Genomic DNA, 14,734 nt, shown 5'->3' with positions numbered 1-14,734 from the left:
GCGGAGCCCGATGAGCGTCGCGAGATGCTGGTGGCCGCCACGTTGCGTTGCCTGGTCCGCGACGGCCATGCGGGCATTTCCGTGCGCCGTATAGCCACCGAAGCCGGGGTGTCCGTCGGCCTGCTCAATCACCATTTCGGCAGCATCGATGCGTTGATTGCCGACACGTACCAGAAGATCGCCAGCGAACTGACCACCGCCCTGCGCCTGGAAATCCAGCAGGCCGCCACCCCGGCGCAAAAAATGGACGCATTTCTCGTCGGTTCTTTTTCGCCAAGGGTCATGGACCCGCAATTGCTTGGCGTCTGGGTGGTGTTCTGGAGCCTGATTCGGCACTCCGAACACGTCAGCCAGTCCCACGAAAAAAGCTACCGCGCCTACCTCGATCTGCTGCGCCAGTTGCTCGATGACATGGCCGCCAGCGAAGGTTTCGTGATCCACGACACACGCCTGGCCGCCATCGGTTTATCGGCGATGCTCGACGGACTCTGGATCGAGTGGTGCCTCAACCCCGAAACCTTCAGCCCCGCCAACGGCCTCCACATCTGTCGCTGCTGGATAAAGGGGCTGCGTCACGGAGCATTCAGCACCGACGACATCCTGTGAGGGGTGGCGCCCGAAGATCATCGCCAGGGTGCCGCTGACCGCGATCAGGCCGGCACCGATCATCAGCGACACATCCATCAATGTGCCCCAGATCAGACTCGACAGCAGGAACGCCCAGATCAACCCGGTGTACTCGAACGGCGCGAGCAAGGTGGCAGTGGCCCGTTGAAAACTGGCAAACAGCAGGAACTGACCGATACCACCCACCAGACCGGCAACCAGCATGCCCAGCCACGCCGGCGTCGGCGCCGGGGTGAACGTCCAGGGCAGCGCGACGGTCATGCACAGCACGAACACCACGTTGGTGATCAGCATCTGCTCCAGCACTGACGTCTGGTCATCCACCTGACGCAACTGGATGTAAGTGAACGCCCAGCACATCGCCGCCAGCAGCGTCAGCACGATGGGCCACGGATCGGCGATGTTGCTTGGACGACAAGCGATGATCACCCCGACAAACCCCAGGATCAGGGAAAACCACTGCCAGCCGCTGGCCCGCTCCTTGAGAATCACCGCCGCCAGCACCGTGACCATGATCGGCGCGGAAAAATACAGGGTGGTCATTTCCGCCAGCGACAGGTCCCGGGCGGCCGTGTAATACAGCAGCCAGGCCACGATCGACAACAAACCGCGCACCACCAGCAAGCGCCGGCTCGGCGAACGCCAGGCCCGCTGGACCAGGCGCAGGCGCCCGGCCAACAGGCACGCGACGACCACCACCAGGCTGCGCCAGAACAGGATGGTGACCACCGAATAATCGGTCACCAGCCACTTGATGACCGCGTCCTGCAACGTCAGAAACATGTACCCCAAGGTGCACAGGCCGATGCCCTGCAGCGAACGGTCGACGACCTGTGAGGTGCTCATTACACCGACCTGCGCACAGGCGTCCCGCGCCGTTCGGCAAAGGCAAACAGCGCCTCGATCAGGAACGTCAGGCAGACGTAGACCCCGGCCACCAGCAACAACGGTTCATAAACCTGCAAGGTCTGCGCCCGCACCACGTTCGCGGCACCCAGCAGATCGACAATCGCAATCGTCGAGGCCAGCGCCGTGGATTTCAGCAACATCACGGTTTCCCCGGCCAGTGTCGGCAACAGCAACCGCAGCGCCCGAGGCAATCGCACCCGCAGCAGCGATTGGCGCGGTGTCATGCCAAACGCCGAGGCCGCTTCCATCTCGCCTTTTGGCACCGCCAGCAGCCCGCCGCGAATCACTTCGCCGACATACGCGCCCACCGACAACACCAGGGCGAACACGATGTACCAGTAACCGTCGCGCAAATACGGCCAGAGAAAACTGCCGCGTATCAGCGGGAACTGCGCAAACACGCTGCCGAGTCCGTAGTAGAAGATGTAGATCTGGATCAGCAACGGCGTACCGCGCAACACGCTGGTGTAGAACTGGCTGGCCTTGGCGATCCCCTTGTTTTTCGAGATCCGCGCCAGCGCCACCAGCACCGCCAGCGCAAAACCGAGCACACTTGAAATTAACAGGATGGTGATGGTCGTTTGCAGTCCCCGGCCCAACAGCGCCGCATATTCAACTATCCACGCTGGAATCATTTCATTCACTCAGCCAAAGGCATCCAACGACGAATACGCCGCTCGAGCCGTCCAGACACGTAGTTGGACACCAACGTCACCGCGTAATACAACGCCGCGGCCGTGAGGTAGAACAACAAGTAATGACGCGTCGAACCCGCCCCTTGCTTGGCGGTGTACAACAACTCGTTGGTGCCGACCACACTGATCAAGGCGCTGTCCTTGATCAGGTTGATCCAAAGGTTAGCCATGCCGGCCATCGCATACGGCGCCATGATCGGCAGCGTGACGCGTCGGAACAGACCGAAACCGCTCAGCCCGAAGGCCTTCGCCGCTTCAATCTGGCCGAAGGGGATCGCCTGGATCGCCGCGCGGAAAATCTCCGAGGCGTACGCGCCCTGCACCAGCCCCAGCACCACGATGGCGGCCAACGGACCGCTGACATTGACGACGCCGTAGCCCATCTGGGTCATCAGCGAATTGAGGAGCATTGAGCCGACGTAGTACAGCAGCAGGATCAACAGCAACTCCGGAATCGCCCGGAACAAGGTCGTGTAACCACGCATCAGCGCCGCAATCGGCTTTGGCGCGCCGAGCTTCAGGCAGGCCACCACCAGACCGATGAACAGCCCGACCACAAAAGCCCCGGCCGAGATTTGCAGGGTCATCCAAAGACCCTTCAACAGCGCACTGCCCCATCCTGTTTCGCTGAAGTTGATCAATTCGAACATGGCTGGCATTTCAGTCTCCAATCGGTGGCCTGGATGCACCACCGCCCTCTTGTAGGAGCGAGGCTTGCCCGCGAAGCTTTTGGCGGCTTCAAGGGCCCCTTCGCGGGCAAGCCTCGCTCCTACGGGGATGGGTGTTTCCTCAGGAAAATTTCATTCCATGGAGTTGTTTTGCGCGTGGCCGTCAGAACGCGGGTTTCACGCTGGTGCCGAAGTAATGCTGGGACAGGTTGTCGTAGTCTTTGCTGGCCAGCAAAGAGGTGATGGCTTTGTCGAGTCGGGCCTTGAGTTCGGCGTCATCCTTGCGCAGGCCGGCGCCTACGCCTTTGCCGAAAATCGGGTCATACGGCACGGCGCCCAGGTATTCCAGGTTGCTGTTGCGGGCATCCGGGGTCTGCACGAAGGCTGCCATCGCCGTGCCGTCCGCCATCATCAGGTCGATGCGACCGGCAATCAGGTCGGCGTTGGCCGAGTCCTGGGTGTCGTAATACTTCACGTCAGCGATTTTTTCGTAGTACTGCTTGAGGTAACTGGCGCTCACCGTCGAGTTCTGCACACCGATGATCTTGCCCTTGAGGTCATCCGGATACGTTTTCACCGACGAGCCCTTCGGCCCGACAATCGCAATCACGGAGTCGTAATACGCCTTGCTGAAGGCGATCTGTTTTTCGCGCTCCTCAGTCACCGACATCGACGAGAAAATCACGTCGATCTTCTTCGCCAGCAACGACGGAATGATCCCGTCCCACGCCACTTCCTTGATCTCGCACTCGGCTTTCATTTCGCTGCACAGCTTGTGGATCAGGTCGACTTCAAAGCCTTTCCATTCACCGTTGGCCTGCTTCTCGGTGTACGGCGGATAGGGTTCGGCTGCGACTGCGAACCGTATAGGTTGTGCTTGTGCCGCGCTCATCCCGGCCAGCAATACGCAGGCCACGCCCGTCATCCAGTTTGCCAAACGTCGATTTCCCATGATTTTTCCCCGTCTTTTTATGATGTTTTCAGCGAGTCTGATGAGCGTTGACGAATTGTCGGCAACGCTCGCTGCGTGGGTGTACAAACACGTCGTCCGGCGAACCGGTTTCCTCGATCAGCCCTTGGTGCAGGTAGGCGACTTGGGAAGAGACATCGCGGGCGAAAGCCATTTCATGGGTCACCAGGATCATGGTCCGGCCTTCTTCCGCGAGGGAGCGGATCACCCGCAGCACTTCGCCGACCAGTTCCGGGTCGAGTGCCGAGGTGGGTTCATCGAACAGCATGACCTTGGGCCGCATGGCCAGGGCCCGGGCGATGGCCACCCGCTGCTGCTGTCCCCCGGAGAGAAACGCCGGGTACTCGTTGCGCTTGGCCGCCAGCCCCACGCGTTCGAGCAAGGCTTCGGCCCGTTCAGTGGCCTCCGCACGGCTTTCACGCAGGACCTGGGTCGGCGCCTCGATGAGGTTTTCCAGCACCGTGCGATGGGGCCAGAGGTTGAAGTTCTGGAACACCATGCCCAGGCTCGAACGGATACGCACCAGTTGCCTGGCGTCCTTCACCAGCGGCGTGCCGGGACGATCGAAGTTCAGGTGAATGCTTTCGCCGTCCACCAGAATGCGTCCCTGGTCCGGCACTTCGAGCATATTGATGCAGCGCAGCAAGGTGCTTTTGCCCGAGCCGCTGGCACCGATCAGTGAGATCACATCGCCTTCGCGAGCAGTAAGGGAAACGCCTTTGAGGACCTCGATATTGCCAAAGCGTTTGTGCAGGCCATCGACTTCGATCATGGTTTTGGCCTTGACCGGCTCAACCGCCGCTTCGCAGGTCACACGGCTGATCACCGGCCGCGGCGCTTCGCCTTTCAACACCCGCACAAAGTCGCGAATGCGCTGGCAGGCCTGGGCCAGTCGTTCTTCACCCAGAGTGAACGAGAGCCGCACAAAGCCTTGGGCCGGCTCGCCGAACGCCGCCGCATCCAGCACCGAGACACGCGCCTCGCGCAACAGCCGCCAGGCGAACTCCAGAGAGGTCAGGCCGGTGTCACGCACGTCCACCAGCACGAACATGCCGGCATCGGGAGTGAGCACAGAAATTCCCGGGCAATCCGACAGGCTGGTCACCACCAGATCGCGACGACGGCGATAGATGTCGCGCATGCCGTGGGTCACCTCTTCATGGGCTTGAACTGCCTTGAGCGCAGCCTCCATGACAAAGCCCGGTAAACCGTAAAGCATGCTCAACACCAGGGTTTCGGCATGAGCCACGAGGGCTTCATCGGCAACGATCCAACCGGTACGCCAGCCGGTCATCGCGTGGGATTTGGACAGGCTGCCGATCACCACGCAGCGCTCGGCCATGCCCGGCAACGCGGCCAGGCTGAGGTGCTCGCGTTCGAAGGTCAGGCTTTCATAGACCTCGTCCACCACGACCCACAGGTCGTACTGGATGGCGAGGTCGGCGATGGCTTGCAGCTCTTCACGGTTGAGCACCACACCGGTCGGATTATTCGGATTGGAGAAGAACAGCGCCCGGGTGCGCGGGGTGATGGCCTTGGCCAGTACGGCGGCATCGAGCCGGAAACCTGAATCCGCCGAGCACGGCACGCGCACCAGCGTGGCGCCGGACGCCTTGAGCGTTGCCTCATAGGTCACGTACATCGGGTCCAGGGCAATCACTTCGTCGCCGGTATTGAGCAGGCACATCGAGGTGATGAACAGCGCGTTCTGTGCCCCCGCCGAAATGATGACGTTTGGCGCCGTCACCTCACGGTCAAACAGCACGCTGTACCGAGCGGCGATGGCTTCCCGCAAAGCCTGGCGACCGGCGATCTCGGTGTAATGGGTGTCACCCTCGCGCAGCGCATGAATCGCGGCATCGGTGATGAAGTCGGGGGTGGGGAAATCCGGGTCGCCGACACTGAGAATAATCACATCCTCACCACGGCGCTGGGCTTCAAATGCCGCATTGTGAATATCCCAGGCCGCTACACCGTCGCCAGAAATCCGCTCAACAAAGGGTGAAAACCGCATGCCAGTGCCTCGTTCGAAAAGAAGAAACGCAAGCCCGCGCAACCAGCCGGGGAGGTGGAACGAACATAGTCGAAGCTGAACACTCGTTCAACAGAAAAGTGAACAGGGTTCGCGTTCAGCGTAAACAGGTCGTTTTTACGACAGTCGTGCCGTTTCCAGGGGTAATCGACAGCCCAATCAACTTAAGGGAAACAACTTGCCATGTGCGCAACGCTTCTCTGAGCGACGTTTAAAAGCGAGTTGCTAGCCATATGCCATCAGTCGATAATCCTGCCCCCCGGTAACACTCACGTAAGGAAACGCCGTGAAAAAACTTCTATTGTTGGTCCCTCTGTTCGCCCTGCTGCTGCAAGGTTGTGGCGTGACCATGACCCGTTATGAGCCGAGCTTTGAAAACGTCCAACAGCTCAAGCAAACCCCACCCCTGCAATCGATCAGCAATGCTCTGGTCAAGGCGGATGCCGGTCAGGGCTCACTGACAGTCCGGGCCAACCCGATCAGCTCGCCGAGCGGCAGTATCACGCAACACATACAGGATGCGATTACCGAAGAACTGGGTCGGGCGGGCCTGCTGAACCCGCAAGCTCAGCGACATCTGGATGTGCTGGTCGTCAAGAATGAACTGACCGCAGGCATGGGCACTGGCACGGGCCAGCTTGCTGCGCGCTTTACATTGCTCAAGGGCAACGAGGTGGTTTACGACGCGACCAAGGATGTCAGCCGCCAGTGGGACAGCAGCTTTTTCGGCGCCATTGCGATCCCCAATGCGGCCAATGCCTACAACCCGATGGTTCGTGATTTGCTGAAGACGTTGTACAGCGACCCGCAGTTCATTCAAGCCCTCAAGTAAGGGCAAAAAAAGAGCCGCTTGTGCGGCTCTTTTTTTTGTCAGGCCCGCGGCACCTGTGCATCGAGTGCCGAGTATTTCAGGCTTTTGCTCTCGACGACTTGCTTGAGCAGAGCATTGACCTGGCGGCTGAAGGTATCGCTGATTGCCTCTTTCGGGGTGTTGGCCATCAACGGCACAAACCAGATGCCCATCCAGGTATTGATTCCGTCATGGTTGCTCGCGTTGGTCAGCGTCTGCCCTTGGGAATCCAGCGTCTCCAGGCTCATGGTGTATTGGTCGGTCGCCAGTGTCGGGATGACGGTAAACGTCAGGCCACTGATAAAGGCCATGACCATCTGACCACCGCCCGGTGGATGGTTGTAAACCTTCAAGCGCAGGTTGTAATCACCCGGCTGCTTCTGGAACTCGTCCAGTGTGACGCGACCGAACAGACCGGAATCGGTCAGCACTTTTTGCAGCTCCGGCTTTAGCATGTCGCGTGCTTGCGGCATTTCAACGGCTGAAGCGCTTTTCGGCTCGCCTTGATAGAAATCGAAGTCTACGTAGACATTCGGTTTGTTCGAATAACTGGCCATCGACGGCAAATTGACCGGAGCGACTTCGTCTTTGGTAAAGCTGGCGCAACCACTTAGCCCGAGCACCAAGGCCAACCCTAGAATTTTCCCAAATTGCATGACAACTCCTTTAAATGATGGCATTGCGCCTCCACACCAGAGGGCGGCCGCGAATTCTAGAGCGTTGCCAGCAATAGTAAAAGGCCATCACTCAAAAACGGCAGGCCTCACGCCCACCCTTCCAGGCGCAGCGTGGCCCGGACCAGACGCTGCTCCTCGCTTTCGATTTCCCTGAGGTTCTCGCAGATGCTCTGGATATGCGCGATGGCCGCCTTGCGCGCCTGCTCCGGCATGCGGCCGGTCACGGCGTTGTAGAGCCGGGCGTGCTGACGGTCGATCTGGCGTTTTTGCGGTGCGCGGTGGTAGAGGTTGTTGACCGAGGCAAACACGGTGTTGAGCAGCAAGTCCGTCAGCGAGCGCAAGGTTTGCACCAGCACCGGGTTGTGCGAGGCCTCGCAGATCGCCAGGTGAAAGGCATGATCGAGCCGGGCGTGTTCGCTCGCTTCCATCGACCGCGTGCGGGCATCGAGCAGCGCTTCATAGCTGCGGGTGATGAGGACAAAATCCGCCTCGGTCCCGCGCAAGGCGGCCAGGCGAGCGGACTCTCCCTCAAGCAGGCTGCGCACCTCGAACAAATCGTAAAGTGTGCGCGGTTGTGAGCTGAACAAATGCATCAGCGGCGATGCGGCGCCGTGGCCCGACAGATCAGCGACGAAGGATCCCTTGCCCTGCTCCGTCTTGATAATCCCCCGGGCGCGCAACAACTTCAGGCCCTCGCGCAGCGCCGTGCGCGAGACGCCGAGTTTTTCGGTCAGGCGCCGTTCCGAAGGCAACAATTGCCCGGTCTTGAGGACCCCGTCGACGATCAGGCGTTCTATGCGCTCACAGACCACGTCTGCGACTTGAGGATTACGGGTCACTTTCGCACTCTCCATCGAACCTCCCACTGGTATGACCAGCCTCACCGGCAAAACCCGTCACGTTCGAATACAACCCTAAGTTTATGTAAAGGCGGTTATTTTTCTCAAAATCGGAGAAACAACCCCTGAAGAACTGGTTCGACCACTCAAACAACGCATGGACAGTAGGTCGCGTCAGGCCAATGATGCAAGTGAGCTTTCACCGCAAACAGACCTCTAATAAAAACAAACGGAGGGTCGTGAACCGCCTATGAACATCCTCTACGATGAACGCGTCGACGGCGTTCTGCCTGATGTCGACAGAGCCGCCCTGCTCCAGGCACTGAGCGCTCGCCTGCCGGACCTGGAAGTCCTGCATCAGCGCGAAGAACTCAAGCCGTATGAATGCGACGGACTGTCCGCTTACCGCACTACGCCGATGCTGGTGGTGCTGCCGCGCCATATCGACGAAGTCCAGGGTGTGCTCAAGCTCTGCCATGAGTTTCACGTCCCGGTGGTTGCTCGCGGCGCCGGCACCGGTTTGTCCGGCGGTGCTCTACCGCTCGAAAAAGGCGTACTGCTGGTGATGGCGCGTTTCAACAACATCCTGCACATCGACCCCGCTGCACGCACGGCGCGGGTTCAACCGGGTGTGCGCAACCTGGCGATTTCCCAGGCCGCCGCACCGTTCGGCCTGTATTACGCGCCGGACCCCTCCTCGCAGATCGCCTGTTCAATCGGCGGCAACGTGGCCGAAAACGCCGGTGGCGTGCATTGCCTGAAATACGGCCTGACCGTGCACAACCTGCTCAAGGTCGACATCCTCACCGTCGATGGCGAACACCTGAGCCTGGGCTCCGAAGCGCTCGACTCGCCCGGGTTTGACCTGCTGGCGTTGTTTACCGGTTCCGAAGGCATGCTGGGGGTGATCACCGAAGTCACGGTCAAACTGCTGCCCAAACCGCAAACCGCCAAGGTGCTGCTGGCAGCGTTCGATTCCGTCGAAAAGGCGGGTCGTGCAGTCGGCGACATTATTGCCGCCGGCATCATTCCGGGCGGTCTGGAAATGATGGACAACCTGGCCATTCGCGCCGCAGAAGATTTTATTCACGCCGGTTATCCGGTCGACGCCGAAGCCATTCTGCTGTGCGAGCTCGATGGCGTCGAAGCAGACGTCCACGATGACTGCGACCGTGTGCGCCAGGTGCTGGAACAGGCCGGCGCCACCGAAGTCCGCCAGGCCCGGGATGAGGCGGAGCGCGTGCGCTTCTGGGCCGGGCGCAAGAATGCGTTCCCGGCAGTGGGCCGCCTCTCGCCGGATTATTACTGCATGGACGGGACGATCCCGCGCCGCGAGCTGCCCGGCGTGCTGCAGGCGATTGCCGCGCTGTCGGCTGAATACGACCTGCGGGTGGCCAACGTTTTCCATGCCGGTGACGGCAACATGCACCCGCTGATTCTGTTCGACGCCAACCAACCCGGCGAACTCGACCGCGCCGAAGCCCTGGGCGGCAAGATCCTCGAATTGTGCGTGAAAGTCGGCGGCAGCATCACCGGTGAACACGGGGTCGGCCGCGAGAAAATCAATCAGATGTGCGCGCAGTTCAACAGCGACGAGCTGACCCTGTTTCATGCCGTCAAAGCCGCGTTCGATCCGGGCGGCCTGCTCAACCCTGGCAAGAACATCCCGACGCTGCATCGCTGCGCCGAATTCGGCGCGATGCACGTTCACCTGGGTCAGATGCCCTTCCCTGATCTGGAGCGATTTTGATGCGCAGCGAACACGACATCGATGACAGCGGCGCGCTACTGGACCAGGTTAATCAGGCCCTGCAAAACGCCACGCCCCTGCGGATCCAGGGCGCCAACAGCAAAGCGTTTCTGGGCCGTATCGCGGCGGGCGAAGTGCTCGACACCCGCAGCCACCGAGGCATCGTCAGCTACGACCCGACCGAATTGGTGATCACCGCACGCTGCGGCACGCCGTTGGCAGAACTGGCCGACGTGCTGGATGCGGCGCAGCAGATGCTGCCGTGCGAACCACCCTCCTTCGGAGACGGCGCCACCGTGGGCGGGATGATTGCCAGTGGACTGTCCGGGCCGCGGCGCCCGTGGTCAGGCTCGGTCAGGGACTTTGTGCTCGGGACACGGGTCATCACCGGCCACGGCAAGCATTTGCGCTTCGGCGGCGAAGTCATGAAAAACGTCGCCGGCTACGATTTGTCGCGTTTGATGGCCGGCAGTTATGGCGCAGTGGGTGTGATCACTGAAGTCTCGCTGAAAGTGCTGCCGAAACCTCGGCAAGCGTTAAGCATCAGCCTGGAAATGGACAGCGATCGTGCCTTGCTGCGCCTCGCCGAATGGGGGCAGCAACCGCTGCCGATCAGCGCCGCGTGCCACGACGGTCAGCGCCTGCACTTGCGGCTTGAAGGTGGCGAAGGCTCGGTGGCAGCGGCGCATGACCGCTTGGGTGGCGAAGTGCTGGAGGCTTCGTATTGGGCGGATCTCAACGAACATCGACTGAGCTTCTTTGATGAAGACCAGCCGCTGTGGCGCCTGTCGGTCCCGCACAACACGCCTCGACTGTCACTGCCCGGCCTGCAAATGATCGACTGGGGCGGCGCCCAGCGCTGGCTCAAATCCGATGCCGAAGCAGCGTTCATCCGCAAGGTCGTCGCTGAAGTCGGCGGGCACGTGACCTGCTACAGCCACGGCCTGATCGACAGCCCCTTCCAACCGTTGCCGGACGCGCTGATGCGCTATCACCGCAACTTGAAGGACCAACTCGATCCACGGGGCATCTTCAACCCCGGTCGCCTGTACGCGGAGCTTTGACCCATGCAGACCACCTTGAGCGAACAGGCCCGCCAACTGCCCCGCGCCGAAGAAGCCGAAAGCATCCTGCGCACGTGTGTGCACTGCGGTTTCTGCAACGCCACCTGCCCGACCTATCAACTGCTCGGCGATGAACTGGACGGGCCGCGCGGGCGCATCTACCTGATCAAACAGGTGCTGGAAGGCAACGAGGTCACCCAGAAGACCCAACAGCATCTGGATCGCTGCCTGTCTTGCCGTAACTGCGAAACCACCTGCCCCTCGGGCGTCGACTATCACAACTTGCTCGACATCGGCCGCGCGGTGGTCGATGCGGCTGTGCCGCGTTCGCTCGACCAACGCTTGTTGCGCGAAGGCTTGCGCAGCATCGTACCCAACCCGGGGTTGTTCAAAGCGCTGCTCAGCAGCGGCCAGGTGTTCCGTGCGCTGCTGCCCAACACGCTGCGAGCCAAGCTGCCGCGCCGTGTGTATCCGGCCAAACAACGTCCGACCGCCCGCCACACCCGGCAGGTGCTGATGCTCGAAGGATGCGTGCAGCCGAGTCTGTCGCCGAACACCAACGCGGCCACCGCGCGTGTCCTGGATCGACTGGGGATCAGCGTGACACCGGCGCGCGAGGCCGGTTGCTGCGGCGCGGTCGATTATCACCTGGACGCCCAGGCGGCCGGCCTTGATCGCGCGCGCCGCAATATAGACGCGTGGTGGCCGAGCATTGAACAAGGCGCCGAGGCCATCGTGCAAACCGCCAGCGGTTGCGGTGCCTTCATCAAAGACTACGGCCACCTGCTCAGCACCGATGCGGCGTATGCCGAGAAGGCCAGAAAGGTCAGCGCACTGGCCAAGGATCTGGTTGAAGTGTTGCGCGAGGAGCCGCTGGACCAGCTCGGCATCCACAGCGACCAGCGCCTGGCCTTCCATTGCCCCTGCACCTTGCAGCACGCACAGAAACTCGGCGGTGCGGTTGAGGCGCTGCTGACGCGCCTGGGTTTCAACCTCACGTTCGTTCCCGACGGTCACCTGTGTTGCGGCTCGGCGGGCACCTATTCGCTGACCCAACCGGAGCTGTCCCGGCAACTGCGCGACAACAAGCTCAATGCGCTGGAAAGCGGTCATCCCGAAGTCATTGTCACGGCTAATATCGGCTGTCAGTCCCACCTTGACGGTGCGGGCCGAACCCCTGTGCGCCACTGGATCGAACTGGTCGAAGCCGCGTTGCCCTCATCGAACCCCGGAGTATCCCCATGAAAAGCAAAGCCGTCCTCAGCCAGACCGAAGTCAGCCGGATTCTCAGCGCCGCACGCAACGAAGCACAGAATAATCAATGGGCCGTGACCATCGTGATTGTCGACGACGGAGGCCATCCTTTGGCCCTGGAGCGCCTCGACGGTTGCGCCCCGATCGGCGCCTACATCGCGACCGAAAAGGCCCGCACCTCAGCCCTTGGCCGACGGGAATCGAAAGGCTATGAAGAGATGGTCAACGGTGGACGCTACGCGTTTTTGTCCGCGCCGTTGCTGACGTCCCTGGAAGGTGGCGTACCAATCATCGTCGATGGCCAGGTGATCGGCGCGGTCGGCGTGTCCGGCGTCAAGGCCGAGCAGGATGCGCAAGTGGCCAAGGCCGGCGCGCTGTGTCTGAACTGAGCGGCAAACCAAATCATCACCGCATAACCCTGTGGGAGCGAGCCTGCTCGCGAATGCGGTGGATCAGCTGATATCAATGTTGATTGACACACCGCTTTCGCGAGCAGGCTCGCTCCCACAGGGAATTGCGGTGGGTCCTACACCTCAGTTTTACTGGCGCGCCAATTTGTATCGCACGCACTCTTCATAAAAATTCTGCCGGACATCCGCTGGCTTGAACCGCGACTTGCTGTCGTAAGTCTGTTCGGTGATGCCCATCGCCATCATGCGCATCCACGCCTTGCTGAATTTGTAGGCCTGTAGCTTCTGCCGGGCGGCATACAGGGAGACCCCGGCCAGCTTGAGTTCCTGGGCCCTCGCCGCCGTGCCCGCCCCCCAGCTGCACATATACCGGTCATTGGACGCCAGTTCCTTGGCTTGGGCAGAGGCTGCAACGCTGGCCAGGGCAAACGAGATCATCGTGACAAATACACTTCGCAATTGCATTCCGCCTAACCACCTGAAAATGAAGTGGATTTTGGCGACAACCGTGACGCTTCGGGGCCAGCAAAATGCCTCTTTTTCAGCTATTGCAGCTTGAGCGTCTACGACAGGCAGGAATTGACTCAGAAGCACGAAATGGATCGGGCCAGCGGGCCTCTTGAGTCATTGATCGTGGCCAATCCCCAAGGACTCGGCCATGCGCACCAGGTCCGCAAATGACTTGGCGTGCATTTTTTTCATGGCATGGGCGCGGTGGATTTTCACGGTGATCTCGCTCAGGTTCATCTGCCCGGCAATCTGCTTGTTCATCAGGCCTTTGGCGGCAAGGGCCATCACCTCTTTTTCCCGGGCCGTCAGCGATTGGTAGTTGCTGTGCAGGTCTGATCGCTGTTGCTCGACTTCCCGGCGGCGGATATCGGCCTGAAGTGCGCCTGACACCGCGTCCAGCAGGTCCTGTTCACGGAACGGCTTGGCCAGAAAGTCCACGGCCCCTGCTTTCATCGCCTTGACCGACATCTCGATGTCGCCATGACCGGTGATAAAAATAATGGGGATGTTCGCGTTTGATTCCACCAACTGACGCTGGAAGTCCAGGCCACTGCTCCCTTGCAGTCGTACATCAAGGACCAGGCAACTGGCGCCCCCGGTCTTCGGATGCTGAAGATACTCGGCCGTGGAAGCGAATGTCTGGACCTGGATCCCGGCAGAGCGCAACAGATTAGCCAAGGCGTCACGAATGGGCGCATCGTCATCCACCACGTACACCATCGAACCTTGATTGCCTTGCTTACTGGAGGAAGGATTGCCGCTCATGGGCGGTCCTCAATGAGAATGGGTAGCAAAAAAGTGTAGCAGCACCTGAGGCCGATTTCCGAGGCGCGACGTTTTTGTAGGGTCGCGCTCGGGCCTAACCGCACTATGCAATAAAGTTGTGCTCCAGCGCCGAAATAAAAGAGAACAAAGAACGTGGGCTGTGCAACCAGGCATTGACCTGGGCGCTGTAACTTTTGCCGCGGGTGCACCAACTGCAAAAGTGCTCGCAGTTATTGGAGAAAATCCGGTATTGATTCTCGCCGATCCTGGAGCGCGCCCGGTTGGCGATTTCATGGCAGGGAAAGTCGCCTGGCTCCTGATACATCCAGACCGGTTTGCCGTGGGCGAAACGTTCAAGATCGATGACTTCGACGGGGCCGGGTTTGAATGAACTGCTGAACCCGGAATAGTGAGCCACTTTTCCACCGCCTAGATGTATGCCGTGATGCATATAGAACGTGCGTGGCCCCACCAGATGCGCACCGACAGGCACCCTGTCCGCGGCCTCCTGGACGTCGATCAGTTTCAACACAACGCCGGACGACAGGTAGGTTTCGGCGAAGGGGTGATTGCCGGGCAACAGGGCGCTTAACTGACTGGACATCTCCGTTGTCATGATGGTCAGGCAAACACGTGCAGTTGAGCGAAGCGATAAACAGCGTTCGACGAACTTGGCGGTAAAAGCACTCATGACAACTTCCTCCGTAACCCTTG

15 protein-coding genes and 1 pseudogene are annotated in these 14,734 nt (G+C 60.5%); 6 read left to right on the top strand and 10 right to left on the bottom strand.

Translation table 11 applies throughout. From position 1 onward, the window contains the following. Positions 1–24: 24 nt before the first annotated feature. Positions 25–510: pseudogene (locus HP062_RS30865) on the top strand (TetR family transcriptional regulator C-terminal domain-containing protein); the annotation flags it as partial. Here HP062_RS30865 and HP062_RS01395 read toward each other — a convergent pair. The 5 genes from HP062_RS01395 to HP062_RS31280 all read right to left on the bottom strand — a co-directional run bounded on the left by HP062_RS01395 (position 466) and on the right by HP062_RS31280 (position 5,883). Then, positions 466–1,473: a DMT family transporter gene (locus HP062_RS01395; protein WP_154504172.1), complete on the bottom strand. Its 1,008-nt coding sequence runs from the start codon at positions 1,471–1,473 to the stop codon at positions 466–468. The pseudogene HP062_RS30865 and the gene HP062_RS01395 sit on opposite strands and share 45 nt — an antisense overlap. Further along, entirely contained in the window at positions 1,473–2,171 is a 699-nt protein-coding gene (locus HP062_RS01390) for an ABC transporter permease (RefSeq protein WP_010459072.1), read from the bottom strand. The genes HP062_RS01395 and HP062_RS01390 overlap by 1 nt, the downstream gene beginning before the upstream one ends. A gap of 5 nt (positions 2,172–2,176) precedes the next feature. Then, complete coding sequence (locus tag HP062_RS01385; RefSeq protein WP_172790655.1) at positions 2,177–2,890, bottom strand: ABC transporter permease; 714 nt, start codon at positions 2,888–2,890, stop codon at positions 2,177–2,179. A gap of 172 nt (positions 2,891–3,062) precedes the next feature. After that, entirely contained in the window at positions 3,063–3,851 is a 789-nt protein-coding gene (locus HP062_RS01380; protein WP_154911592.1) for a transporter substrate-binding domain-containing protein, read from the bottom strand. A 28-nt stretch (positions 3,852–3,879) separates the two neighbouring features. Next, a complete protein-coding gene (locus tag HP062_RS31280; RefSeq protein ID WP_010459066.1) occupies positions 3,880–5,883 on the bottom strand; it encodes an aminotransferase class I/II-fold pyridoxal phosphate-dependent enzyme in 2,004 nt (667 codons plus the stop codon). Between the two features lie 304 nt (positions 5,884–6,187). Here HP062_RS31280 and HP062_RS01370 point away from each other — a divergent pair, with 304 nt between their 5' ends. Further along, entirely contained in the window at positions 6,188–6,733 is a 546-nt protein-coding gene (locus HP062_RS01370) for a hypothetical protein (protein WP_145310771.1), read from the top strand. 38 nt (positions 6,734–6,771) lie between these two features. Here HP062_RS01370 and HP062_RS01365 read toward each other — a convergent pair whose 3' ends face one another. Together HP062_RS01365 and glcC are read right to left on the bottom strand one after the other, a co-directional pair. Continuing rightward, entirely contained in the window at positions 6,772–7,407 is a 636-nt protein-coding gene (locus tag HP062_RS01365; RefSeq protein WP_010459059.1) for a hypothetical protein, read from the bottom strand. A gap of 107 nt (positions 7,408–7,514) precedes the next feature. Continuing rightward, positions 7,515–8,282 (bottom strand): transcriptional regulator GlcC, encoded by a 768-nt coding sequence (gene glcC, locus HP062_RS01360; protein ID WP_077748786.1) that lies wholly within the window; start codon positions 8,280–8,282, stop codon positions 7,515–7,517. 235 nt (positions 8,283–8,517) lie between these two features. On the opposite strand from glcC, the gene glcD reads away from it, so the two are divergent. The 4 genes from glcD to HP062_RS01340 are packed head-to-tail and all read left to right on the top strand — an operon-like array spanning position 8,518 to position 12,724. Then, positions 8,518–10,017: a glycolate oxidase subunit GlcD gene (glcD, locus tag HP062_RS01355; protein WP_010459055.1), complete on the top strand. Its 1,500-nt coding sequence runs from the start codon at positions 8,518–8,520 to the stop codon at positions 10,015–10,017. Continuing rightward, positions 10,017–11,081: a glycolate oxidase subunit GlcE gene (gene glcE, locus HP062_RS01350; protein ID WP_172790654.1), complete on the top strand. Its 1,065-nt coding sequence runs from the start codon at positions 10,017–10,019 to the stop codon at positions 11,079–11,081. Before glcD ends, glcE begins: the two co-directional genes overlap by 1 nt. A 3-nt stretch (positions 11,082–11,084) precedes the next feature. Then, a complete protein-coding gene (gene glcF, locus HP062_RS01345) occupies positions 11,085–12,326 on the top strand; it encodes a glycolate oxidase subunit GlcF (protein ID WP_154911589.1) in 1,242 nt (413 codons plus the stop codon). Continuing rightward, complete coding sequence (locus HP062_RS01340; RefSeq protein WP_172790653.1) at positions 12,323–12,724, top strand: heme-binding protein; 402 nt, start codon at positions 12,323–12,325, stop codon at positions 12,722–12,724. The genes glcF and HP062_RS01340 overlap by 4 nt, the downstream gene beginning before the upstream one ends. Before the next feature lie 150 nt (positions 12,725–12,874). On the opposite strand, the gene HP062_RS01335 is transcribed toward HP062_RS01340, so the two are convergent. The 3 genes from HP062_RS01335 to HP062_RS01325 all read right to left on the bottom strand — a co-directional run bounded on the left by HP062_RS01335 (position 12,875) and on the right by HP062_RS01325 (position 14,711). Then, the gene (locus HP062_RS01335) at positions 12,875–13,210 is read right to left on the bottom strand and encodes a hypothetical protein (protein WP_372242746.1); all 336 of its coding nucleotides are present in this window, start codon (positions 13,208–13,210) and stop codon (positions 12,875–12,877) included. 159 nt (positions 13,211–13,369) lie between these two features. Further along, entirely contained in the window at positions 13,370–14,020 is a 651-nt protein-coding gene (locus HP062_RS01330; RefSeq protein ID WP_172790652.1) for a response regulator transcription factor, read from the bottom strand. A gap of 103 nt (positions 14,021–14,123) precedes the next feature. Next, the gene (locus HP062_RS01325; protein ID WP_145310779.1) at positions 14,124–14,711 is read right to left on the bottom strand and encodes a lecithin retinol acyltransferase family protein; all 588 of its coding nucleotides are present in this window, start codon (positions 14,709–14,711) and stop codon (positions 14,124–14,126) included. Between the last annotated feature and the right edge of the window lie 23 nt (positions 14,712–14,734).

Source organism: Pseudomonas sp. B14-6, assembly GCF_013260315.1.
Classification (GTDB): Bacteria; Pseudomonadota; Gammaproteobacteria; order Pseudomonadales; family Pseudomonadaceae; genus Aquipseudomonas; species Aquipseudomonas mandelii.
This window is presented reverse-complemented; position numbering and strand designations above follow the sequence as displayed.

Bases quoted from the DNA above. Each gene is read 5' to 3' on its own strand.
- HP062_RS01385 (WP_172790655.1), bottom strand. From the start codon at position 2,890: ATGCCAGCCATGTTCGAATTGATCAACTTCAGCGAAACAGGATGGGGC.
- glcF (WP_154911589.1), top strand. From the start codon at position 11,085: ATGCAGACCACCTTGAGCGAACAGGCCCGCCAACTGCCCCGCGCCGAA.
- HP062_RS01390 (WP_010459072.1), bottom strand. From the start codon at position 2,171: ATGATTCCAGCGTGGATAGTTGAATATGCGGCGCTGTTGGGCCGGGGA.
- HP062_RS01340 (WP_172790653.1), top strand. From the start codon at position 12,323: ATGAAAAGCAAAGCCGTCCTCAGCCAGACCGAAGTCAGCCGGATTCTC.
- HP062_RS01335 (WP_372242746.1), bottom strand. From the start codon at position 13,210: ATGCAATTGCGAAGTGTATTTGTCACGATGATCTCGTTTGCCCTGGCC.
- glcE (WP_172790654.1), top strand. From the start codon at position 10,017: ATGCGCAGCGAACACGACATCGATGACAGCGGCGCGCTACTGGACCAG.
- HP062_RS31280 (WP_010459066.1), bottom strand. From the start codon at position 5,883: ATGCGGTTTTCACCCTTTGTTGAGCGGATTTCTGGCGACGGTGTAGCG.
- glcC (WP_077748786.1), bottom strand. From the start codon at position 8,282: ATGGAGAGTGCGAAAGTGACCCGTAATCCTCAAGTCGCAGACGTGGTC.
- HP062_RS01365 (WP_010459059.1), bottom strand. From the start codon at position 7,407: ATGCAATTTGGGAAAATTCTAGGGTTGGCCTTGGTGCTCGGGCTAAGT.
- HP062_RS01380 (WP_154911592.1), bottom strand. From the start codon at position 3,851: ATGGGAAATCGACGTTTGGCAAACTGGATGACGGGCGTGGCCTGCGTA.
- HP062_RS01330 (WP_172790652.1), bottom strand. From the start codon at position 14,020: ATGAGCGGCAATCCTTCCTCCAGTAAGCAAGGCAATCAAGGTTCGATG.
- glcD (WP_010459055.1), top strand. From the start codon at position 8,518: ATGAACATCCTCTACGATGAACGCGTCGACGGCGTTCTGCCTGATGTC.
- HP062_RS01395 (WP_154504172.1), bottom strand. From the start codon at position 1,473: ATGAGCACCTCACAGGTCGTCGACCGTTCGCTGCAGGGCATCGGCCTG.
- HP062_RS01325 (WP_145310779.1), bottom strand. From the start codon at position 14,711: ATGAGTGCTTTTACCGCCAAGTTCGTCGAACGCTGTTTATCGCTTCGC.